The following is a 23,109-nucleotide window of genomic DNA, read 5'->3' on the forward strand; positions in this document are numbered from 1 at the left end:
TCGCTCGCTCGTGCTCGGTTCGCGGAGAGGGACGACACCGATGTCGACCCCGCTCGTTCCGTCGGTCGCTCAGAACGAGTCACTGTTCTGTCCTCCTGCGCGCGGGTCGACGTAGCCGTACGTCAAGTCGGCAACGAGTAACGCGATGACGACTGCAATCGTGATGAGCATGAACCCGCCCATCATCAGCGGGTAGTCGCGCTGATACATGGCCGCCAGGATGTAGTATCCCAAGCCTCGGTACTGGAAGACCTGTTCGAGAACGACGGATCCCCCGAACATCTCGCCGATGCTGATGAGCAGCGTCGTGTACATCGGGAGAACAGCGTTACGCGCGACGTACTGTGTCGATATCGTTGAGTCCGAGAGCCCCCGAAGGCGGGCGACACGGAGATAATCTGACCCGAGCACGCGGATACTGTTACCACGCATTCCGAGCGAGGCGACCCCCGATGCGACGAGCATGGACATGACTGGCAGCGCGGCGTGGTGGGCGATTCCCTTGATGTACGGCCAGTTGAACCCTGCCGGAACGCCGGTCGGCGCGCGACCGCTCGTCGGGAACCAGTTGAGCCGGTAAGCGAGGAATATCAACAGCATGAACGCTAATACGTAGTAGGGAATCGATCCCATCAGGATAGCCCACGAGGTTAGTCCCGTGTCGAGTTTGCCTCCCTCCCAGTACGCCATCAGCGCCCCGAACGAAATTCCGACGAAGAAACTGATGAAGAGCGACCAACTGAGGACGAAGAGCGTCCACGGCATCGCCTGCGCCAACACCTCGGCCACAGGCTGTGCGTAGTAGGTGGACACACCGAGGTCACCCTGGAAAATGTTTGCCATGTACTCGACGTACGCAATCGGAATAGGTTTGTCCGGGTCGATACTCAACCGTAGTTCGACGAGCTGTCGAGCCCGAACTGGATTTACGCCCTGTGCCTCGAGCTGTCTGACCATCGCACCCATTGGATTTCCGGGCATCATCCGTACGAGAACGAACGAGAGTGTGGTGACAGCCCACACCGTAAACGCTGCTTGCGCCACCCGTCGTAAGCGCCAGTCTATCATTGCCATGGTATAGATATACATGTGATTTGGGGACCTCCGTTATCAATGTATCTCCTCCTTTAATTGGAATGATACGCAGGAAGCTGTAGACATTCACGCACAAATACTGGTTTGGAAGGGGGTAGATACTACGTCATGAATCGTCGATACTCGCGTTCGACGGAACGTCTACCTTCTCACTTCCGGTAAACTTATCGGTGATACTACGTCTCTCAGCGTATGACCGACCGAAACGACGAGCGACGGATGCCGATGCCAACCCGTCGAAGAGTAGTCTCTCTATCAGTGGCCGCACTAACGACGCTCCTGGCTGGTTGCAACGGCGATGCGGGACTCGAAAACGAGTCGGTTCCGACCGAGACGGCTTCGACTTCGACGAACACGACACTAACGAACACGACGCCGACGAACGGCACGAATCGGATAGACGCTGCTTCCATCGCTCAGTCTCCGACGTCTCACGTCGCACCCACCGACGGGTTTGCAGACGTTTCGTGGCTCGCGGAGGTACCCGTAGAGGTCGTCAAGGTGACGACGCTCGACAGTTCTGGGGACGGCTCACTCCGCTGGGCGCTCGAACTCGACCGCCCGCGTATCGTCGTCTTCGAGGTGGGTGGCGTCGTCGACCTCGGGGGAGAGTCGATAGATGTGACCGGTTCGAATCTCTTCGTCGCGGGACAGACCGCACCTTCGCCGGGTATCACGACGATTCGAGGCGGTATCTCCATCGACGCCGACGACGTGTTCATCCAACATATCAGGGTCCGACCGGGTGACGACATCTCTGAGCCGGTCGACGGCATCGGCAACAGTGACGGGTCGAACGTCATTGTCGACCACTGCTCCGTGAGTTGGGCCACTGACGAAGGCATTTCGAGTGCCAGCGGTGCGGACAACCCTGACGTGACCTTCTGCAACAACCTCGTCGCGGAGGCGTTGAACGACTCCATCCACCCGAAAGGGACGCACTCGTACGGGACGCTCGTGATGGACCGCAGTAAGCGAGTGACTATCGCCGGAAACCTCTGGGCGCACAGCGTCGGCCGCCACCCTCGGCTGAAAGGCGGCTCGAGCACCGTTGTCGCCAACAACGTCGCCTACAACTTCGAGCGGGGACTCCGACTCGGGGGCGGCGTCGACGACGAGACGACCGCGACGATCGTCGGGAACTACTACCGCGCTGGGACGCTGACGTCCAGCGATGACCCGGTCATCGGAACCACCTTCACGGACTCGGTGGGACCCGTCCGCGCCTACATCGCATTCAACGCGACCGACCCGTCAGAGATTCCGGTTACCGGGGCGTCGTCTGGAATCACCGTTCCGAACCAACGACCGCTGTGGCCGGAGTCGCTGCAGACCGCCTCTGCGACGGAGGCCTACGAGACGGTACTCGCGTCGTGCGGTGCGCGTCCGGCCGACCGAACGCCGCACGACGAGCGCGTCCTTCGAGACGTACGCGAGCGGTCCGGATCTATCATCGACAGTCAAGCAGATGTCGGCGGCTACCCTGATCTGGAGTCGAACGAACGGAAACTGGAGGTTCCCGACGAGGGGTTCGCCGAGTGGCTCTTCGAGTTCACGCTTGCGGTCGAGAGTGGGGAGTGAATGCGGCGACGTTTCGTCGGTTAATCAGTTTCGCCGATATCGTCGAGTAGTCGCCGAAGGAAGGTGTTCTGCGGCGACGAAATTTCTAATGGCACCGACGAAACACGATGGCGACGTGGTCGCAATTGCTCGGAGTTGCTTTCGACGACAAAAAAGAATGCGTTAGCGACTGTGGCGCTCAGTCGTACCGAACGAAGACGAGCGCGGCCGCGAGTAGCGCGAGTATCGCGACCAGGACGCCGAACCCGGGCGTCGTCGTCTCCGACGTGTCGTCGTCCGACGACCCACTCGTTTCGGAACTCGACGTCGTCTCGGTGCTCGATTCGACCGTGTACTCCGCGTTAGCGGAGAGCGAGGAGCCACCTTCGTCCGCGTACGCCCCGTCCTCGGCGGGGAAGTCGAACTGCTCGTTGCCGTTCGTATCTTGGTGAACCATCACGTAGAGCGACGTGTCCCCGGTGACGGACTCGTCGAGGGCCACTTCCACGTTGGAGTGGGTCCCCGATTCGAGGTACGAACTGGCACCGATGGTCGGTCCGTTGGGCGATCCGGTGTGGACGGAGACGAATCCGCCGTCGCTCAGTTCGATCTCCTCGACGACGACGGACTGGCCGTCACCCGACTGGTCGGAGAGCGAGACGCTCCCGCTCGGGGGTTCGGCGATGACGCCCGTGACCTCGTCGACGACGACCGTGTCGTTGTACTCACCAGGGAGGTCAGCCACGATGAGGGCCTGAACGGTTACCTCGGTACCGACGGGGAGACCGGATGTGTTGAACGTGGCGGACGTCGTCCCCCACGGCTCTGTGGCCGGGCCGTCACAGCAGATGGTTTGACCCATGCCATCCAAGCCGAGTTCGCCGCTCTGTTCGTCGTACCCCTCTGCGTCCGCAACGAGTCTGATGCCCATCGCGGTGCCGCGAGCTTGCGTCGAGTTAATTGTGATCTCTTGCTCTTCCGACTGCGTCAGCTCCAACTGGTCGCCGGGGTACTGAACTTCAGTCTTCCCCTCAACGATCTCGAAGCTGGTGGTCTCCTCTCTCGTCCCCTCGTCAGTCTCGATGGTCAACGTGGCTTCGAACTCGTCGCCTACTTCGGGTTTGACCGGTTCACCATCTTGGTAGAAGACCATCTCGTTCAGTTTGAACGAGAAGAAGAGTCCCGTCTCCTCGGAGCTGTTGTAGATTCGTGGGTCGGAGTCCCCATCGTCGGGGACGACGTAGACGCCCGATGAGTTCTGCGACAGGTTGAGCGTCTTGGGTTCACCTTCCGCGTTCACCTGCGTGACGTCAAGCGAGGCCGGCGAACTCTGGAATTTCTCTACCGTGTCGCGACCAGGTGAACGCCGAATCGCCTCGAAGATTTCGTCGCTCGTCTCGTAGTGGAGCCACATCTCGTCGAAGTACGTCGGATCCACGTCGGCGTTTTTCGCAATCGTGGAGTCGCCGGAGGCGTGACCGTCACCGATCTGGTTCGCAATCCCTGCCGGCGTGTCATGGTCGGGGTTCGTGTACGCGATCGTCATCGTCTTCGAATCCCTGATCGTCGCATTGGATATCGTGTACTCCGGATCGATGTAATCTTTGACCGTCCCTGAACCCTCGCCCAGGAGGACGGAGAAATCACCGCCGCGGTCGTCCTCGGCGTACAGATACACGTTGAACGACTCGCCTTCCATCCCGCTGAAGTCGAACTTCCCGGTGATGTTACCGGTCGGAACCGTTCCCGGGTTCTCGGCGTCGGCGAGTACCCTGTTCCCTTCGACTTCGACTTCGGTCGACATGTTCTCGCCCTCCTCGGGCTCAATGACCATCTCGACTGCCGTACCGGCGGCGAGCGTCGTCTCGACGCTGAGCTCTTCACCGAACGAGTTCACCGGCTCGTAGTCGTCTCTCGTTGTCGCCGTTCCGTCGACCATCTCAAAGGTAACGGTCTGCGTCTGGCCGTGTATCTTGAACTTCGCCTCGTACGTTTCGCCCGGCTCGAAACTCGCCTCCTCGCCGTTCTCGGTCAGTGTGGCTCGGTTCGGATCGACCCACACATAGAGGCTCGTCTCGGGGTCGCCGTCCGTGAGGTAGTCACTCATGACTACTTCTGTATCAGCGAAGATCATGACCGGCGGGATGTCCGCTTCGGTCGGCGCTTCGAGCTGTGGCGACTCGTAGCCCTCCTGATTAGCCGCCAAGTCTAGCGTTTTATCCCCATCGACCTGCGAGATATCGACGTCCCAGTTCTCGTTTTCGATGAAGTTCTCGGTCACGAGTCCGGTTTTCGCAGGGTCGTCGGAGCCCGGCGGGTCGAGTTCTTCGAGTCCAGTCGTCTCGACGTTGAGGACGAGCATATCCCACTTCCCGTTCGGGTTCCGCGCAGTCGAGTTATCGACTCGAATCTGGGCGTCGCCCTTGGCGTTCGCGAACATCTGCAATCCTGCGGACTCGTTACCGTCGTACTCGTTCGGTGGAACGGGATACGGACCGTTCGCATCACCGTCGTCTCGGAACCAAGAGATCGTCATCGCCTTGGCGCTCTCGTTCTGCATAGTTGGACTTTCCTGTGCAACTGTCGAATTCGTCGTTGTCGAGGTCGCTGCCCCCGCGATGGCCGTCGTGCCAGCGAACACCGATATTACCATCAGTGCTGCGAGGAACAGCGCTCGACCCTTGTAGTTCGAGGCTGTCATATTGACCAGTGTGTGATTCAATCGAAACGATATAATCAATAACGTATATAGTTTCGTGTTCTCACCATTCACGGGCCTCAGGAGAAAATCGCTCGATGAGCAGTTCGCACGTAAACACTAGCGAAAATCGAACGCGATGTGGTGCCAGTACCCAAAACTCTATTATTCATTAGTAAAAGTGATATTACGACACTAAAATGAGTCACGACAGGAGAAAGTTCCTGCGAGTGCTCGGCGTCGGCAGCGTCGGGGCTCTCGCAGGCTGTCCGAGTAAAAATGCGGTAGATGCAGACAGTTCGTCAGGGTCCAACGAGACGGAGGATTCGTCGAACGACGGCGATTCCGCGGCACCCAAGGTGATCACCGTCAACGGGGCTGGGGCAGATATCTGGAACTCCAGCGACCTGGGCCACTTCTACTACGCGCAAGTGAGCAGCGACTTCGATGTATCGGTGCAGGTGACGTCGATCGAGAACACCAACCCCCACGCGAAGGCGGGTCTTATGGTTCGCGAGAGTTTAGAACCGGACTCGCGGAACGTGATGGCCCGGCGTCGTGCGGGTTTCGCACTCTCGCCGCAGTGGCGCCCTGAAGATAGCGCGTCGACGACGAGTACCACTTCGGAGGACGGCTCGGATCTAAGCAGAGTCGAAGGCGGTACGATGGAGGGGAGTTGGCTCCGTCTGCAGCGGGTTGGCGACACAGTCCGGGCTTACGGGTCGGAGGATGGCGAGAACTGGACGCTCATGGTCGAGCTCACGGCGAGCCAGATCGACCTCAGTTCGGAGGTCTACGTCGGCCTCGCAGTCACGAGTCACGATCAAGCGCAAGCCGCATCCGCAAGATTCCGGAATCTGTCCGGAATCGAGCTCGAGGAGAACGGCGACATCGGCAAGCCCATCGTCCCCGGAAGCGTCGACGTCTCTCAGTCGGCTGTCCTCACGGCCGTCGAACCGGCGGACACGACGGCCACGTCGGCGACGCTGCGGGCCAACCTGGAGGCGCTCGGCCAGGCTGAGTCGGTTGACGTCCGTTTCGACTACCGCGAAGTCACTGCCGACGAGTGGCAGCAGACTGAGGCGAAAACGCTCCCGGAGACGGGCGAGTTTGGAATCGACGTGTCGGGGCTCACCGGGAGACGGTACTACGAGTTCCGCGCGGTCGCCGACGATGGCGAGAACGAAATCAGTACCGTCAACGACCTGTTCTCCACGCCGAGTGGGTCCAGCGGCGGGTCGGGCGACGGACCACGGAGCAGTTCCCAGTTCGACCCCGACGACGGGTTTGCGGAGATGGCTCCGTGGCTCGACGACGACACGCCGCTCGTCATCGTGAGTGAGCCGACTCGAGAGGCGCTGGAGACGGCGACCAACGTCGACGGTCCACGCGTCGTGGTGTTCGAGACGAGCGGCGTGATCGACCTCGAAGCGCAGGATCTGAACCTTCGAAACAGTCAGTGTTGGATTGCCGGTCAGACAGCGCCATCTCCGGGAATCACACTCATCCGCGGCGGGCTCTGGGTCTACGGCAACGACTGCGTCGTCCAACACATACGCGTCCGTCCCGGTGACGCCGGTCAGGAAACCGGCTGGCAGCCCGACGGCATCGAAATCGCCGACGACACCCGAAACAACGTCGTCGACCACTGTACGGGGACGTGGGGTGTCGACGAGAACATCAACGCTGGCTACGACACGGAGAACAGCACTATCTCAAACTGTTTGGTCGCCGAACCGCTCAACGACGCCACCCATCCCAAGGGGACGCATGGGTACAACACCATCATTGGTAACCGCGCGAAAAACGTCACGCTCGCCGGAAATGTCTGGGCTCACGCGACTGACCGTAACCCACGGCTGAAGCAGGGTTCCGAGGCCGTCGTCGTCAACAACTTCATCCACTACTACCACGACGGCATGTGGGCGGACCCCGATACGTCTCACAGCATCGTCGGCAACGTCTTCGAGAAACCGCAAACCGACCAGCCGAACATCTTCGGCGAAGGGAGCGTCTACGTCGAGGACAACGTTCCCGACCCCGACGCGGACGTCCCAATGGTCGGTGAGGGGATTTCGGAACTCGACTCGCGGCCGTTGTGGCCCGAGGCGTTGTCGGCTATCTCCTCGGCCGACGTGAAGGAGCACAACCTCACGAACGCCGGTGCCCGACCGGCCGACCGGACGGAACACGACGAGCGAATCGTCGAGAACATTCGCAACGGCGGTGGTGGTGTTATCGACAGTCAGGACGATGTCGGTGGCTACCCCAGCCTCGCCGAGAACTCCGAACCGCTCGACGAACCGGAGAGTGGTCTGCGCGCGTGGCTCCGTGAACGGGCATTGGCAGTCGAACAGTAGCCCTCTACGGAAACGGCGTCGAATCTCTTTTCTGTGCGTGGTGTGATTTTCCAACGATTCTCGCGAGACGACTCAGCTGATTTTGCACCTGTCAGTCACCGTACTCGTGGTAGGGTCCGTCAGAACAGTCCGTCGGTATTGCCCGCCGAAACGGTTGCTCGAAGATGTTTGTTGAAGTGGTTCGTCGGGCTACTCTCTCACTCGAAGGGTTCCCACTCGGTGTAGAGAATCACGAGGCTCGCAATCAGCGTGAGCGTGATAGGAATCAGCGTGATCTGCGCTGTGACGTACGACCCCGATCCGGGTTCGAGAAAGACGAACGAAAAGCCCAGAAGGAGTAAAAAGAGGATGTCGATTCCAACGATGGTCCTCGAAGCCGATTGGAGTAGTCCCATGCTCGAACGGTACCGACGCGGCGTATTAAATATTCAGTCGCAACTACGCGGGTGAATGCGGACGAAACAAAAACGTACCTCGACGAAAACGAGTGACTGACGGACCAGGACTAGCAGTACACGATCTCAGTTATCACCTATGTAGCGCAGCGTGCCGTCGGACATCTTCGGCGCGATGTAGAGCGCGTCGTCGACACCGTTGCGGATGCCGGCTCTAACGTCCAGTTCCCAGTTGCCGCCGTCGTAGGCCCCCGCGTCGGGTTGGTACATCATCTCGGCCTCGGGCAGCGTCTGGTTCCACCACCACATCAGCTCCTTGTGGTATTGGGAGTCGCCGGTGACCTGCCACTGGCTGATGTGGTCGCGGACGTTGATGGTCTTCGTCCCGCTGGAGCCCTCGGGGTCGCCGACGGGCATCGGAATCTCTGCCTCAGGGTTGAAGTGCGTAATGGACTGGACCCAGTCGGCGACGAGGTCAATCGACCAGAGGGCGGTTACGCCGTTGGCAGACGACCCATCCGGCATGATGTCGTAATCGCCGTTCATTCGCCGCTCGTCGAACGTCGCGTCGTCGACCTGCTCTTGATTGACGCTGATACCGAACTCGTTGAGGTTCCGCTTGAGCACCGAGATGTCTTGGCGGTCCGCGCCGTTCATGATGTTGAGCTCGAAGCGCTCGCCGTTGGGCGTCATCCAGTTGCCGTTGCTCTCTTGTGAGTAGCCTTCTCGCTCGAGGAGCTCCGTAGCGCGCTCGGTGTCGTTCTGTCCGTAGAGGGTGAAGTCCTTGACCCACTCGGTGGCCTCGTGGTCGCCGGCCTCCAGCACCTTGCCGGGGACACGACATGGTGCCCACTCGAACATCCGGTTGACGCCCTGAAGCAGACCCTTGACTTGTTGACGGTCGAAGACGTGTGCGACCGCCTTGCGGACGTTTCGGTTGTTCACCGGCGAGTCGTACCCCTCGGTCTCGTGGCCGCAGTTGAACGCGAAGAGTTTGTTCTCCGAACGCCCCTCGCGGAAGAGCGTGTGGCCCTCCGGTAGCCGACTCTTGAGGTCGTCTTGGACCGGGAACCCTTTGTGGGCGGCGTCGACCTGCCCCGTCGCGTACGGCTGCGTGGGGAGGTTCTGCGAAAAGAGGTGCAGCGAGAACCTGTCGAAATTGATGTTGTCTGCGTTCGGGTGGTCCTCGTACTTCTCCATGATGACGACGTCGTCGCCGACCTCCGCAATCTGGAACGGGCCGTGTCCGATAGGTTCGTCGGTGAGCTTCGGATACTTCGCCGACGTGAGTTCCTCGACGACGGCCGTCTTCTCCTCGCCGGATTTGTTTTTGAGGCCGTCGAGCCACTCGCTCCATTTCGGGTCGTCGTGTTTGGTGAAGATGCCCCGGCCGAGGTTGCCGTGGTACATCGCGATGGTGTTCTGGACGGCGAACACCTCGGCGAGGGGGTCGTGCAGCGTGACTCGGATGTGCTGGTCGTCGACCGCTTCGACCGACTTCATCACGGCATGGGGTCGGTCCGAATCCGGGTTAGCCGCACGGGCCAGTTCGATTTCCATCTGTTGTTGCATCACCCAGTCCTGCGCGACGAATTGGTCGCCGTTGTGCCAGGTCCACTGGTCGCTAAGCGTGGCCTCCAGGACGTTGTCTTCCGCCATTTGCCACTCTTCGGCGATGAGCGGGTACGACTCGTTCTTCGTCGGACTGTACACCGCGAGGCGGTCGAAGATGGCCGCGCCCGGATGCCAACAGCCAGTTTGGGATGGATTCCACGGGTTGAAGTGGCGCTGGTCAGGTGTGGCTCCGCTGGTCAACGGATCGAACACTCGGAACTGGGTCCCCGATTGTTGGCCGTTACCGCCGGTGCCGGTACCGTTACCACCACCCGGCTCGGGAGGGTTGTCGTCGCCGGCACAGCCAGCGAGCATCGCGGCACCGCCGACGGCGCCCATCTTGAGGAAACTCCGTCTTGTACTCAGGTCTCTCCGCCAGTTGGTAGAATCTGGCATGACAATACCATACAAACTATAGTATATATATTTATTTATCGCCGTACCAACGAGTCGGCAGTCTCAGTCGGTCTGTCGGAATGCCGAGCGACCGCGGTCTCAGCGCGAGACGTTGGCGAGGAACGGGTAGTGTTCAACGAGTTCGAGTCGCTCGTTACGCCGACCCGATTCGTACGCGGCCATCGTGACGACAGTCGCCCAAAACGCATCGCGCGCTGTCGACGGCGGTTCCGTCTCGTTCACGATGGACTCGACGAACGCACCGGCTTTGCTCCCTCTGCCTTTCGGGTAGGGGACGTGTTCGGTCCCGTCGGTGTCAATAGTGTAGGACGTCCGCTCGTCCCACTCACGACCCTCGAAGTAGACTGCGCCCTCGTCGTCCCAGATATGAATGTGCTCCCGTGTACGCGGAACAACGCCCGTGTCGGCGATGTTGGCGACCGCTCCGTTTTCGAACTCGACGATAATCGACGACTGCTTGTCGAACAGTTGGTCTTCGTCGTGAAACTCCACTGTTGCAGTTACGTGCGTAGGGGTTAGTCCCGTCGTCCAGAGGATGGCGTCGATGATGTGCGTCCCGACGTTCAACAGATGGCCGCCTCCGCTTAGTTCCGGGTCCATCCGCCAGTCAGTCATTTCCTCGTAGTACTCGCGCCAATCGTGCGTGATCTCTCCGGTGATGAACGTGGGGTCGAGATTGCCGAGCGCCCAGCGTTCTCGCCCAGCGATGAACGCTGGATTGAGGTGGCGCTGATAGCCCAGCATCACGACCTTCTCGCTAGCTTCGGCGCGCTCTAGCAACGCGTGGGCGTCCTCGACGGTCGTCGCCAGCGGTTTCTCACAGAGGACGTGTAGGTCGCGATTGAGCGCCGCGGTCGCTTGGTCGTAGTGCAACCCGTTCGGCGTCGCGATAGCAACCGCGTCGAGTGACTGTTCGTCCAACATCGTCTCGTATTCACGGTACTGTGACGATTGCGGGATGTCGAACTCACGACCGGCCGCGGTCAGTCCCGCCTCGTCTACGTCTGCAATGGCGACGAGGTCCGTCTCGAAGAGCGAGTCGAACTCCCGCCCGAGACGGATACCTAAGCTACCGAGGCCGACGAGGCCGACACGGAGTCGACCGTCAGATTCCGGTTCTCTAAACATTGTGAGTGGTTCTTCGTTCTGCGAAAAGAGCATAATTGTTTTTGTTTATTTTCTGTCGAATCCCGAAGTGCTGACCGTTCGATATCAGTTTGTTGTGGCAAATCTGTTCCCGAGAGGGGAACTCACCCGTGGTACGAAGTAGCTTAAGATTACAGCATTAGTGCTGTAATGCAAGGCGTTCTTCAAGTCGACCGTCGGTACGAGATTACGGGTGAGCAATCGCGCTACCCGACGTATACTACGGCCAGAAACAGTTTCAGAAACCATTTCCAGACGGCGTTCTCGAAGGGGGAACCCACTGCACTTTCTTCGCAGATTCTATTCCCCACTATGTGCGGATTTCGGGCCCCTCGGTGGCGCGTCTCGAAGGAAACGTGGATACGATCACACGTTACGACCGAACACATCAGGAGAGTAGTTTTGGAAGAGGCGTTTGCCGTAGGGGAACGAAAGGCCACGTCCGAAAAATCGTTTCGAAAGTTGAAAACTAAAGACAGAGTGAGAAACGAAGCGCGCGCCGAAACGAGCACCGAACGATAGTAGCGGCGTCTCGTCTACGATGTTTCGAAGGTAGCATCGCACGACGAGTCGATATCGACGTGCTCCGCGAGACGGCCATGATTTCCACTGAGCGAGACCTGTTCGGTTCCTGCACCGCTCGCTCGCAGAAACGTCTGTTCCGGGGACGAGACACGGCAGCCGCGTATCTGAACCGTTTCGACATCAGTCACAGCCACTGCTGGCGACGGTGCCTCTCCGGATAACTGGAGTCCGTCTATCGAGAGCCGTTCTACCTCTTCGAGTGCCAACGCGGGGCTCTCCGGCGAGCGAATCTCTACATTCGTGAACGTCACGTCGGCGAGTGACTTTGCGAAGAACGTGTGCGAGGCCTCGTAGTTGTCGGCCATCGCCGGTCTGTGGTCGGTGGCGTCGAGCGGCCGGGTCGCGTCGATACGAACGTTGGAGAACGAAATTCCCTCGAAGGGTTGCTCAGGGAGTCCAGCAAGGAACCCTGCGTAGGACACCTCCCGGGCCGTGATGTTGTGAAAGTGGACGTTTTTGACCATCGGCGTCCCCTCGTCGACCGGAAGCGGGTCGCTGTCGATGTCGGTGAAGTAGTAACCGTTGATGACGAACGGACAGGCAACACGTCGCATGGCGATGTTGTCGAAGCGCAGGTCCTCGACGACACCACCGCGGTCACGCTGGGTCTTGATACGGACGCCGCGGTCGGTGTCCGTGAAGGTGCAATTACTGACGACGACATCCCGCACGTCTCCGGACATCTCGCTTCCGATGACGACCCCGCCGTGACCCGCCTCGACCGTACAGTTGGTAACGGTGATCTGTGCTGCCGGTCTGCCGACCTCACGGCCCTCCTCGTTCTTTCCGGATTTGATGCAGATGGCGTCGTCGCCGGCGTTGATGTACGTGTCGCTGATTCGGACGAACTGCGACGAGTCGATGTCGATACCGTCGCCGTTCGGTGCGTCGGCCGGGTTCTCGACGTTCACATCGTGTAGCGTCACGTTCCTGGAGTAGACGACGTGGGTGTTCCAAAACGGGGAGTTTCGGAGGGTGACACCGGAGACAGTGACGTTCTCTGACTCCAACACTTGAAACAGCGGTGGCCGGAGTGTGAAACTGCTCACGTCGTCGCTCTTCCCGTTTCGCTCGTCGAACTCGTCGAGCCGCTCGCAAAGTCCCTCGGGATACTCCGACTCCGGCATGTCGTAGAAGTTCCACCAGTAATCGCCCTGTCCGTCGATCGTTCCGCGGCCCGTGACAGCGACGTTCTCCGCGTCGGCGATCCAGAGACACGGGTGGAAGCCGACCTGGTCCCACCCCTCCCACCGACTTTCAACCATCGGGAAGGCGTCGTAATCTCTCTCGAACTGGAGTGTCGCTCCGGCTTCGAGATGCAGCGTCGTGTCGCTGCTGACCTGCAGCGGTTCTGTCCGGTACTCTCCGGGCGGAATGTGAACGGTACCGCCGGTCGCCGCGCAGTCGTCGAGTGCACCTTGGATCGCCTCGGTGTCGAGCTCGTCGCCGTCTCCGACAGCACCGAGTTCACGAACGTTGTACTGGGCCGTGCCTGACGTTGTCATCGCTCGTTAGTTTCGCAGTGCACCCATAAACGTTGCGTCGATGCGTCGCAGCACGCGAGGGAGCTGCCCTTCGACCCGACTCCGGCTATCCGCGTAGACGCATCGTTCAGTCCGGTTGTTCGACGACGCTACCGTCGGTCGACTACTCGTCTTCTTCGACTTCTCTAGACCACTGCCGCAGCCACGCATGCGTGCCGCTCTGGGGCACGTCCAGTGTATGCGTGTTTTCGGAGAGGTCCGGGTAGCCGCCGACCTCCTCTTGGCTGTCGATGTACGACCCGTTTCCGCTTCGGACCGCTTCGATGATTCGCTCGTCGTGCGCTGTTCGGTCGGCGGGTCGCGCACCGACGTTCCGGAAGTTGTGTTCCCGAACGTCGTCGGCCGCGAGCGTCTCCAATCCGTCGGGCCACAACGGTCGCGAATCGAGTTCGGTGATTCTGTCGCCGACCATCGGAACGTCCGCCTCCCAGTTCAGGACGTTGTCGTCGACGTACACCCCGCCGTCGCCGAAGACGTTCGGCTGTTCGCTGATGGGCCACTCGAAGACGTTGCCCTCGATGCTGGCCTGCGTGTCGGGGTCCATCCAGACGCCGTCCTTGTAGTGGTGGACTACGTTGTTGACGACGACGGTCCGCGTACCTTCCTTCAGCCGCGGGTTGCGGTCGAGGGTGTGTGCCCAGACGTTTCCTGCGAGCGTGACGTTCTTCGCGTTGTTCCCGATTAACGAACCGTAGCCGTGGGGTCCCTTCGAGTGCGAGGAGTCCTGAAGCGCCTCTGCGATGAGACAGTTCGACACCGTCGTATCGCTGGTGTCGTATCCAACCGAGATGTTCTCGTCGACACCCCACGTCGCCGTGCAGTGGTCGATGACGTTGTTCTCGGTTCCGTCCTCCGTGAAGATACAGTCTGGTTCCCATCCGCTGTCGTTCCCGGCGTCGCCCGGTCGCACCCGAATGTGTTGGATGACGTTGTCGCTCGAGTCCAACCAAATGCTCCCGCGGACGAGCGTGATACCGGGTGAAGGAGCTGTCTGACCGGCGATGTAGAGCTCGTCGTTGGTTACCGTGAGCTGCTGTTCCTGAAGGTCGATGACGCCGCTCGTCTCGAACACCACAACACGCGGACCGTCGACGTTGAGCGCGGTCTCAAACTGTCGGGTCGTCGGCTCGGTGATCTTGATCACCGGTGTGTCGTCGTCGAGCCACGGCGCGGGGTCGGCGAACCCGTCGCCGAGGTCGAACTGCGAGACGCTCTCCGGTCCGTTCTCACCGCTTTGACCGTTCGCGCGACTCGGCGTTCCGAACGTAACCGCCGATCCGGTCGTCGAATCGCCGTCGCTCATCTCCGCGACCGCGCGCACCTCGTAGTAGCGACGCCTCGTAAGGTCGTCGAGCTCCGCGCTGTACGTCCCGGTCGACGAGAGCGTCGTGGAACTCGCCGTCTGCCACGACTCGGTCGGTACCTTTCGGTACTCGAAGTAACACTCGGCCGACTCCGCGCCACCCATGTCGGTAAGGTCGCCGTTGACCGTCGCTGACGTCGCCTCCACGTCCGTCGGTGGCTCCGTCGAGACGAACGGCACGCCCTCCTCGACAGAGACGCTCCCTGCGACCTGTACGTCTCCGATGTCCCGGTTGGTGTCGGGCGAGAGACCCGAGAGATCGCGGAGTTCCGCGGTACAAAGTGTCCCCTCGACGTGGCTCGTGACCGGAAGTCCGACGTACGTGTCCGAACTGAGTTCGAGATTGTCGGCGGTGAGTTGAGCGATACGGGTCCAGTCGCTTCCGTCGGTAGAGCCGTAGGCTTCGATCACGTCTCCGGAACGAGTGAGTCGGAGCCAGTCGGCTTCAAGACTCCCTCCGCTCACTTCGCTCTCGTCTTCGCCGCCGGAGGTGGTACTCAGCGTGTCTATGCCGGCCGCCGGTCGCCACTGGAGCGACGCTTCGCCGCTGGGTGTCCGACGGAGCATGACGTTCTTCGCGTCGGGTTCGAGCGTCTCTCGAACCATGATGCCAGTCTTCGCGTTGGCCTCGGTCCGTTCGAGCGCCGTGTTCCGCACAACGACGTCGAAGTCGCCGCTTCTCGCCTCGTAGTAGTAGTGGAACGCGTCCTCGGAACTCCAGATGTCTGCGCCCGCCCCTCGGATGGTGATGATGGTCGCCGCCACAGCCGTCCCGCTCGTAAGTGGCAACAACGCGGCTCCGATACTTCCTGCACCGACTGCTCGCATGAACGATCTTCTGTTCGGCGTCATTGTTTGAACACCGACAGTAAGGTAATTATAATAAGCAAAAAACATTATGGCTATACGTGTGACATGAATTTATCTATGTTTCATACATGAAGAACTGCACCTTCACGGAGGAGTTCGTTAGAGAAATACGAGGCGAGTTTTCGAGTCGTCCGAGACGAGAGAGGTCTCGTGACGAGTCGTAATGATGAGAGACTGGGAGTCTCTCGGAGCTCCCGATCGTGAGGCGGAGTCGTCCTTCCCCGTTCACTGCTCCTGTGCGTCGACGACGGCGACGCCCGCGAGATTGACGATATCTTTGACCTCGTCGCCGCGCTGGAGCACGTGGACGGGTTTGTCCATGCCGACAAGCATCGGGCCGATGGCCTCCGCGCCGCCGAGGCGCTGGAGCAGTTTGTAGCCGATATTGCCCGCCTCTAAATTTGGGAAGATGAGCACGTTCGCCGGCTCGTCCAACTCGGAGAACCCGTAGGTTCCGTCGAGGATATCTTCGACGACGGCGGTGTCGGCCTGCATCTCGCCGTCGACGGGGAAGTCGACCGCGTGCTCGTCTCTCAGCGTGCGAGCGGCCGCTCGCGGCTTGCGCGTTCCGTCGTTGTCGACGCTGCCGAAGTTCGAATAGGAGAGGAACGCGACTCGCGGTTCGACGTTGAACCGACGCGCGAGGTCGGCAGTATGGAGTGCGATCTCGGCTAACACGTCGGCGTTCGGGTCCTGGTTTACGGTCACGTCGGCGCAGAACACCACTCGGTCCGGAAACGCAAGCAGGTAGACTCCGGCTACGTAGTCGGCGTCGTCGTCGGTCCCGATGACTTGCAACGGCGGCCGAAGCGCCGACCCGTAGTCGTGGGTGAGCCCAGTGAGCATCGCGTCCGCATCCCCGGCGTCGACCATCACGCTCGCGAGGTAGTTCGGGTCAGTCCGGACGAGCGCCGCTGCCTCACGACGCGTGATGCCTTTCCGACGCCGACGTCGGTAGAGTCGGTCGGCGTACGCTTCGAGGACATCTGCGGAGGGGTCGACGATACGGGGCTCGTAGTCTAGACCTCGCTCGATGACGACCGATTCGATCCGCTCTCTGTCACCGACAAGCAACGGTTTCGCGATACCTTCTGACTCCATTCGCACGGCCGCGCGAATCGTCTTCTCGTCGTCGCCCTCCGCGAGGACAACGCGTTTAGGTTCGTTCTGTGCCTTGTTGAGGACGACGCGCATCATCTCCAACGACTTGCCGACGCGTCCTTCGAGATACTCTCGGTAGCTGTCTAACTCGACCGCCTCTCGGGCGACTCCGCTTTCCATCGCCGCCTTCGCGACGGCCGACGACACCTCGAAGAGGACGCGAGTATCCAGCGGCTTCGGGATGAGATACTCGGGGCCAAACTGCAGTGATTGGTCGCCGTACGCTTTCACGACGGCGTCGGGCACGTCCTCACGCGCAAGTTCGCCGAGCGCCTCCGCGGCGGCGACTTTCATCTCCTCGTTGATTTCGGTCGCGCGTACGTCGAGCGCACCGCGGAAGATGAACGGAAAGCCGAGTACGTTGTTCACCTGGTTCGGGTAGTCCGAGCGCCCCGTCGCCATGATGACTGTGTCGTCGCGAGCCGCTTTGGCTTCTTCGTAGCCGATCTCGGGGTCCGGATTCGCCATCGCGAAGATGATCGGATTGTCAGCCATCGACCGAACCATCTCCTGTGAGACGATGCCGCCAGCCGAGAGACCGACCAATACGTCTGCGCCCGCAATCGCGTCGGCGAGACCTCCCTCGGGTACGTCGCGCACGAACTCGTGGTGGTGTTCGTCGAGTTCCCCCTTCGACTCGCGCTCTGTCGTGAGGATACCGTCGATGTCGCACATGACGATGTTCTCTGGTCGAACGCCGAGCGAACGGTAGAAACGAGCGGTCGCCGTCGCGGCGGCTCCCGCTCCGGCGAACGCGACGCGCACCGATTCAAGGTCCTTGTCGACGATGTCGAGCGCGTTGAGGAGGGCCGCTCCGGAGATGATTGCGGTTCCGTGCTGGTCGTCGTGGAAGACGGGAATGGACATCTCCTCACGGAGTCGGTTCTCAATCTCGAAGCACTCGGGCGCGCTGATGTCCTCTAAGTTGATACCGCCGAAGGTTGGTCCCATCGCGCTGACGGTGCGGACGAACTCCTCGGGGTCGTCGACGTCGAGTTCGATGTCGAAGACGTCGATGTCTGCGAACCGCTTGAAGAGGACTCCCTTGCCTTCCATTACGGGCTTCGAGGCCTGCCCGCCGATATCGCCCAGTCCGAGGACTGCGCTTCCGTTCGAGACGACGCCAACGAGGTTCCCTTTCGCCGTGTATTCGTAGGCGCGTTCGGCGTCGTCTGCGATGTCCAGACACGGTGCGGCGACGCCCGGCGAGTACGCCAAACTCAGGTCCCGTTGCGTACTCGTCGATTTCGTCGTCGATATCTCGATTTTGCCCGGTGGTGCGTCCCGGTGGTACGTTCGAGCGTCTTCTTCCAAAGACATACTCGATTTCTGTGGTCTCAACATATAAAAATAGGCTGCACTCCGCTACTGTCGACGACGAATCGTAACGACCCGAAAAGTCAAGTCCGTCGGTAGGACATACATTCGCATGACAACGTCGGGCGTGGACGAGTTTATCGATTCAGTGCGAACTCACGCGAAAACCGTACTAGAACATGGCAGGGACCAATACGGACACAAGCGTACACCACTGTTTGCTGATGCGATAGACCCGACTGAGGGGGAAGCGCTTCCGTACGATGCGCGTGACGTGGACGACGAGCGACGACTCTCGAATTTCTCCGTGCAACAGGAGTTTCTTCGAACGCTCGTCGCGCTCACGACGATGACCGGTGAGACGGTGTTTCGTGACAAAGCCGAGAGACTCACGTCGTGGGTTACGACCAATCTCACAGATACGTCCGGCTTGTTGTACTGGGGCGGACACACCGCGTACGACCTCGACGACGACGAACTCGTCTTCCATAAGGGAAAACACGAACTGAAGTTCGAGTATCCGTTCTACGAACTCCTCTTCAACGTCGATACTGAGGGGACGAGACGCTTCGTCGAGGCGTTCTGGAACGCGCACGTCTGTGACTGGTCGACGCTCGATTTCAATCGTCACGGGGAGTGGGACGAAGTCGTCGGCGATGTCTGGCAGCACGACTACGATGGGGGAGATGTCTTTTTCTGGGGCGATGGACTGACGTTCGTCAACACGGGGAGCGATCTTTACTACGCCGCAGCCATGTTGGCGGCGTATACCGACGACGACGACCCACTCAGATGGAGCAAACGCCTCGCTCGACGGTACGTGGAGACGCGTCAAGACCCGGGAATCAGCGGATACCAGTTCAGTCAACACGCCAGCTACTGTAACGGACCAGCGATCCGCGGCGACCGCGCACAGTACCAGTTTGCCCCTTATATCCATGGCGACCACCTCGTGTACGAGGGGACGCTCTTTCGCCCACGACCCGTGATCCAGCGTCAGCAGCTGGCCCTCGGCGAGTTGCTCGGTGACCGCGGTAGCGAGTTCACGCGATGGGCAGTCGAGGAACTTCGTGCGTGGTACACAGTGGCCTACCGAGTCAGTACCAACGAGTTCGAACCCATGCTCACGGATGGGTTCAGTCTGGAAGGCTTCGTCTGTCGCCGTGAAGGGTACTTTGGACCGAAAGGCCGCATCGTCGAACCCATTAGAGCGGGACCGGAGTTCTTCTGGGCGTATGCTCAGGCGGTTCGGCTCACGGGCGATGTGATCTGCTGGCGAGCCATTCGAGATATCGGACGCGGTATCGGTCTGGGCGACGTGGGCGATGCCGTGGATGGCGAAGTGGACCTTCACCCCGAATCGAGTTCCGACCGCCCGGACTACGCCGTACTCTACGGGTTGCTCGAACTGTACCGCGCTACCGAGCGGAGCGCGTATCTCGACGCTGCTCTCGAGGTCGGCGAGAGGCTTCGAGACAACCGATACCGGGAGCAGTTCGGCGGGTTCGTCGACGACAACGAACGGCTTCGACTCGACGACCCCGTTCCGCTGGCTCTGCTTCACCTCGCGGCTGCCGTCCACGGTGACGACGGTGAGAACCTCCCGAGTCCAGTCGGAGAATCCCACATCCCGAAGGGCGGTATCTGACATCTCTTCGCTACTCCACTATTCTGCATCCGAAAACGGATACTCCGTTCATCGCTGAGAAAAGTGTCAGATATGTGGTTGCCGACATCGGTTGATTCGCCACCCCCACTCGGTCCTTATGTTCCACTACCTTCTGTTGTTTGTACAGCCCCTGGTAACGACTTCAGGCGATTCTGTTCCCGCCTGAGGAATGAGGAGACGCGCAGCGGTGGTGACGAGTTCGCGTACGGCGATATCGTCGAATGGTCACTAGCAAGTCTGTGAGCCCTGTTTTGGTGGGATTGTTTTAGGCGAATCTCTGCCATCTGGGGAAAATAGTGAAACCGTCGTACACGTGCCCAGTGGGCGCCTCTCGGTCGAATCTCACCCCTCTTCATCTCCTCATTTGGGGTTCCCGTTACGGGAACAAAAATCGTCATTCAGTGGCTCAATCGGTCATCCCGTGCTCGTGATACCGATCCCTCGTCGATTCAAATCGCCTGCCTAGACGGAGAGACGGCGGTTGTGCCCGTGTTTTCTTGTCGTTCGCTAAACACGGTTATGTTTGTCAGAGGGGAACACTTTCTGCGTTGGCAGCGCCCTGATATAGTCGAGGGTTCTGAGCGTTGGGGGAGCCTCGAGACGAAGCTACGAAAAGAGCGATAAGTTACTGACTCGCTGCTAAACCCCGTAGGGTTGCGTAACTGCTACGAATAATGGGCGTGATTGGTAGTGTTCGGTAGCAAACCAAACCCAAACCATTATATGTATATCTAATCTACATGGTGGCAATGGCTGAGTTCACGTATCAAGGCAAAGAAGCAATCACGAAGGAAGTCACCAAAACCGGGACCGGAGCGCACGTCTTCGTCCCGAAAGAATGGCTTGGCGAAGAAGTCGCAATCATCAGACTCGACCAAGACTAATCAGCAAGAATGGCGTCCACACACCTCTCCCTCCCGATTCGGCTACCATTCGAGGAGCGAGAGCGCCACGCCCGACTCGACACACTCACGACTCGCGTAGCAAATACGCTTATCGAGCGATACTGGACGCCCAACCACCTCACGGGGATTGACGATTACCAGTATCAAGCATGGAAATACTTTGACGAGGGCGAAGCGTTCGCAGACGTTGACTTGTACTTCCCAAGTCGGTACAAACGCTGTGTGATGCAGAAAGTCGGAGAAACGCTTCGCAGTCACGCAGACAAACTCGAAGCGTTCAAATCAACCAAATCGGTCCTCCCCGACCACAAGATTCGTCGTATCCACACCCGGCAAATCAAAGAACAACTCTGGAACGCTGAGGACTACATCAAATCCGGGTACGTTGACATCCTCATCGGGCAACTCAACTCGTACTACGACCGTCACGGACGGTATCCTGAGTCGTATTTCGAGATGCAGGACTGCCCATCATACTCGAAAGGCGTGCTTCCGTACTCCGCAGACGATGGCCCAACGAGCGGACAGGCTGTGAAATACGAGTACGACGAAAACACGCAGACACTCACGGTTAAACTCAAAACGCCTGATACAGTCGAACCGGAATCTCGTGGTGATTGGACGTGGACAGAACACGACTTGGAAGGCTATGAAGCCTTTCACGAATTACTCGAACACGGCAGTCTCTCCGCCCCATCGTTCCAACCCACAACCACAAACACGGGAGACGACTACTACGAAATCTCGCTCCCTGTAGAAGTCGAACACCACGAGAAACCAGACGACGTTACAACCATCTTAGCGATTGATGGTGGCCTCCGCAAAGACGCTACTGCCGTCGTCGTGAACGAGGAAGGAGAACAACTCTCTGTCCCGTATTTCATCCAGAACACGGAACGAGACAAGATGAAGTATCTTGCACGGGAACGCAACCAACTCAACTCGAAACTCGCGTATCTGCGTCGTGAAGGGCGTGACCACTTGGACTCATTCAGACAAGTGCAGGCGGAGTACGAGCGCGTGAACAACAAGATTCGACACAAGCGCGAGCAACTCGTTCACGATGTAGCCAACCAAGTTCTTGCGCTCGCTCTCGTGTACGACGTGGGTGCAATCGTCCACGAAGACCTGCGAAGCCTGTCACCGCCTCGTGGTGAGGGGCAACTCTCGTGGGAACTCTCGTCGTGGGCGCGTCGAGAGATTATCTCGAAAATCGAGTATCGAGCGGACATCGCCGGACTGCACGTGAGGCGAGTGTATCCGGGCAATACGTCTCGCTCCTGTCCTCGATGTGGCTCTACCGGGCATACCACGAAGTCTCCCGAACACTTCCACGAAGTGTGGTGGGGCGGGCACTTCCGCTGTGACAACGCCCGATGTGGCTTCCAAGCCGACCGTGACTACGTTGGTGCGGTGAACGTAGCTCGCGTGTTCTTCAGCGAGACGACAACGCTGGACCACGATTTCACGTCTTCCTACACGGGGGACTTTAAAATCGTGCCAGCTAGCCGTTCCGCTGGCACGCGTCTCACGTTCGGTGACGCCCCAGTAGCGTACATCGAACAGTCTAACGAGCAGAGGATGACTGCTGGTGGCGGGTCGTGCTTGATAGCGCCCGCTGTCACCCCGACAGAGACGAAAAACAACAGTAGCAAACCTTCCGCATCAAGCCCAGCGATGCTTGGCGTGACCCGTTTTACCCGGGTCACTACCAATTGCTACCGAAAATATGAACGGTTAAGTTGGTCGTATCGAAATGACTCCACATGAAGCGATATCAGACTGACGTACGAACTGATGACCTCTACATCGAGACCGATGACGGGTGGCTCACAGTCGGGGCGATGGACGACATCTGTGAGTTGGTCGGTGGCGAGACGTATAGTATCGTGTACGGGAAACGGCAGCAGGCAGTTAGTTGGCTCGACACTGACGACGAGGGAACGCTCACCTTCGACGTGCGTGAAACGCTGGCGGAGATGAGCTACGACAAGGAGTTCGTTTCCACGGTCGCCGACGTACCGATTACCGAAAGCGACGACGAGGGGTATCCGCTTCGGACGTCGGTCTTTGCGGATTTAATGATGCGCATCTGGGACTCGAAGGGTAATCTCGAAGCAGGCCCAGAAACGCAAACTACTGGGGACGACACCTCGACGTGAGGTGTAGGTGGTCGTGCGGAAAGAGTTCCTATCTGTGTACTTGCGCTGTAGTCCGAAAATTTCTTTGAATGATCACCGAGATCTGAGTCAATCCAGTGTGGCTGATTCTGCCATTACAACTATAGAGGTGTAATCGTCTGTGAAACGTACGGTACATTGGTGTGGTTTTTATTCACGTTCGATCAATAATCGGATGTGCGGCTCATCTGGGCACCTGTTCAGACAGGCAGAACAAAGATTTTGCCGAC

Annotated in this window: 14 protein-coding genes; 6 read left to right on the forward strand and 8 right to left on the reverse strand. The window is 59.4% G+C overall.

Going from position 1 to position 23,109, the window contains the following annotated elements; all coding sequences use genetic code 11:
* Positions 1-69 precede the first annotated feature (69 nt).
* Complete coding sequence (locus LAQ58_RS18555) at positions 70-1,074, reverse strand: ABC transporter permease (protein WP_425490736.1); 1,005 nt, start codon at positions 1,072-1,074, stop codon at positions 70-72.
* 213 nt (positions 1,075-1,287) lie between these two features.
* On the opposite strand from LAQ58_RS18555, the gene LAQ58_RS18560 reads away from it, so the two are divergent.
* Positions 1,288-2,676 carry a pectate lyase family protein gene (locus LAQ58_RS18560; protein WP_224450355.1) on the forward strand — a complete coding sequence of 463 codons (1,389 nt, stop codon included), beginning with the start codon at positions 1,288-1,290 and terminating at the stop codon, positions 2,674-2,676.
* Between the two features lie 178 nt (positions 2,677-2,854).
* Here the strand turns inward: LAQ58_RS18560 and LAQ58_RS18565 are convergent, their stop codons facing one another.
* The gene (locus LAQ58_RS18565; RefSeq protein ID WP_425490737.1) at positions 2,855-5,356 is read right to left on the reverse strand and encodes a DUF7282 domain-containing protein; all 2,502 of its coding nucleotides are present in this window, start codon (positions 5,354-5,356) and stop codon (positions 2,855-2,857) included.
* Between the two features lie 197 nt (positions 5,357-5,553).
* On the opposite strand from LAQ58_RS18565, the gene LAQ58_RS18575 reads away from it, so the two are divergent.
* Positions 5,554-7,713, forward strand: coding sequence for a DUF1349 domain-containing protein (locus LAQ58_RS18575; protein WP_224450356.1), 2,160 nt, complete (start codon positions 5,554-5,556; stop codon positions 7,711-7,713).
* Positions 7,714-7,910: 197 nt separating this feature from the next.
* On the opposite strand, the gene LAQ58_RS18580 is transcribed toward LAQ58_RS18575, so the two are convergent.
* From LAQ58_RS18580 to LAQ58_RS18605, 6 genes are all read right to left on the reverse strand, one after another.
* A complete protein-coding gene (locus tag LAQ58_RS18580) occupies positions 7,911-8,108 on the reverse strand; it encodes a hypothetical protein (protein WP_224450357.1) in 198 nt (65 codons plus the stop codon).
* 126 nt (positions 8,109-8,234) lie between these two features.
* Positions 8,235-10,118, reverse strand: a complete 1,884-nt coding sequence (locus tag LAQ58_RS18585; RefSeq protein ID WP_224450358.1) for an ABC transporter substrate-binding protein — start codon at positions 10,116-10,118, stop codon at positions 8,235-8,237.
* 99 nt (positions 10,119-10,217) lie between these two features.
* On the reverse strand, positions 10,218-11,267 hold the full coding sequence (locus LAQ58_RS18590) for a Gfo/Idh/MocA family protein (RefSeq protein ID WP_224450359.1): 1,050 nt from the start codon (positions 11,265-11,267) through the stop codon (positions 10,218-10,220).
* Between the two features lie 554 nt (positions 11,268-11,821).
* The gene (locus LAQ58_RS18595; protein ID WP_224450360.1) at positions 11,822-13,375 is read right to left on the reverse strand and encodes a glycoside hydrolase family 28 protein; all 1,554 of its coding nucleotides are present in this window, start codon (positions 13,373-13,375) and stop codon (positions 11,822-11,824) included.
* A gap of 142 nt (positions 13,376-13,517) precedes the next feature.
* Positions 13,518-15,629 carry a pectate lyase gene (locus LAQ58_RS18600; RefSeq protein ID WP_425490738.1) on the reverse strand — a complete coding sequence of 704 codons (2,112 nt, stop codon included), beginning with the start codon at positions 15,627-15,629 and terminating at the stop codon, positions 13,518-13,520.
* A gap of 243 nt (positions 15,630-15,872) precedes the next feature.
* Positions 15,873-18,128 (reverse strand): NADP-dependent malic enzyme, encoded by a 2,256-nt coding sequence (locus LAQ58_RS18605; protein ID WP_224450362.1) that lies wholly within the window; start codon positions 18,126-18,128, stop codon positions 15,873-15,875.
* Positions 18,129-18,237: 109 nt separating this feature from the next.
* On the opposite strand from LAQ58_RS18605, the gene LAQ58_RS18610 reads away from it, so the two are divergent.
* The 4 genes from LAQ58_RS18610 (at position 18,238) to LAQ58_RS18625 (ending at position 22,861) form a co-directional block, all read left to right on the forward strand.
* Positions 18,238-19,773 (forward strand): hypothetical protein, encoded by a 1,536-nt coding sequence (locus LAQ58_RS18610; RefSeq protein WP_224450363.1) that lies wholly within the window; start codon positions 18,238-18,240, stop codon positions 19,771-19,773.
* A 770-nt stretch (positions 19,774-20,543) separates the two neighbouring features.
* A complete protein-coding gene (locus LAQ58_RS18615; RefSeq protein WP_224450364.1) occupies positions 20,544-20,678 on the forward strand; it encodes a DUF2080 family transposase-associated protein in 135 nt (44 codons plus the stop codon).
* A 9-nt stretch (positions 20,679-20,687) separates the two neighbouring features.
* The gene (locus LAQ58_RS18620; protein ID WP_224450365.1) at positions 20,688-22,469 is read left to right on the forward strand and encodes a zinc ribbon domain-containing protein; all 1,782 of its coding nucleotides are present in this window, start codon (positions 20,688-20,690) and stop codon (positions 22,467-22,469) included.
* Positions 22,466-22,861, forward strand: a complete 396-nt coding sequence (locus LAQ58_RS18625) for a hypothetical protein (RefSeq protein ID WP_224450366.1) — start codon at positions 22,466-22,468, stop codon at positions 22,859-22,861. Before LAQ58_RS18620 ends, LAQ58_RS18625 begins: the two co-directional genes overlap by 4 nt.
* Positions 22,862-23,109 lie beyond the last annotated feature (248 nt).

It is taken from the genome of Haloprofundus salilacus (genome assembly GCF_020150815.1).
GTDB classification, from domain to species: domain Archaea; phylum Halobacteriota; class Halobacteria; order Halobacteriales; family Haloferacaceae; genus Haloprofundus; species Haloprofundus salilacus.

Excerpts from the sequence above, each read along its gene's own strand:
- LAQ58_RS18555 (WP_425490736.1), bottom strand. The coding sequence starts at position 1,074 with ATGGCAATGATAGACTGGCGCTTACGACGGGTGGCGCAAGCAGCGTTT.
- LAQ58_RS18560 (WP_224450355.1), top strand. The coding sequence starts at position 1,288 with ATGACCGACCGAAACGACGAGCGACGGATGCCGATGCCAACCCGTCGA.
- LAQ58_RS18565 (WP_425490737.1), bottom strand. The coding sequence starts at position 5,356 with ATGACAGCCTCGAACTACAAGGGTCGAGCGCTGTTCCTCGCAGCACTG.
- LAQ58_RS18575 (WP_224450356.1), top strand. The coding sequence starts at position 5,554 with ATGAGTCACGACAGGAGAAAGTTCCTGCGAGTGCTCGGCGTCGGCAGC.
- LAQ58_RS18580 (WP_224450357.1), bottom strand. The coding sequence starts at position 8,108 with ATGGGACTACTCCAATCGGCTTCGAGGACCATCGTTGGAATCGACATC.
- LAQ58_RS18585 (WP_224450358.1), bottom strand. The coding sequence starts at position 10,118 with ATGCCAGATTCTACCAACTGGCGGAGAGACCTGAGTACAAGACGGAGT.
- LAQ58_RS18590 (WP_224450359.1), bottom strand. The coding sequence starts at position 11,267 with ATGTTTAGAGAACCGGAATCTGACGGTCGACTCCGTGTCGGCCTCGTC.
- LAQ58_RS18595 (WP_224450360.1), bottom strand. The coding sequence starts at position 13,375 with ATGACAACGTCAGGCACGGCCCAGTACAACGTTCGTGAACTCGGTGCT.
- LAQ58_RS18600 (WP_425490738.1), bottom strand. The coding sequence starts at position 15,629 with ATGACGCCGAACAGAAGATCGTTCATGCGAGCAGTCGGTGCAGGAAGT.
- LAQ58_RS18605 (WP_224450362.1), bottom strand. The coding sequence starts at position 18,128 with ATGTCTTTGGAAGAAGACGCTCGAACGTACCACCGGGACGCACCACCG.
- LAQ58_RS18610 (WP_224450363.1), top strand. The coding sequence starts at position 18,238 with ATGACAACGTCGGGCGTGGACGAGTTTATCGATTCAGTGCGAACTCAC.
- LAQ58_RS18615 (WP_224450364.1), top strand. The coding sequence starts at position 20,544 with ATGGCTGAGTTCACGTATCAAGGCAAAGAAGCAATCACGAAGGAAGTC.
- LAQ58_RS18620 (WP_224450365.1), top strand. The coding sequence starts at position 20,688 with ATGGCGTCCACACACCTCTCCCTCCCGATTCGGCTACCATTCGAGGAG.
- LAQ58_RS18625 (WP_224450366.1), top strand. The coding sequence starts at position 22,466 with ATGAAGCGATATCAGACTGACGTACGAACTGATGACCTCTACATCGAG.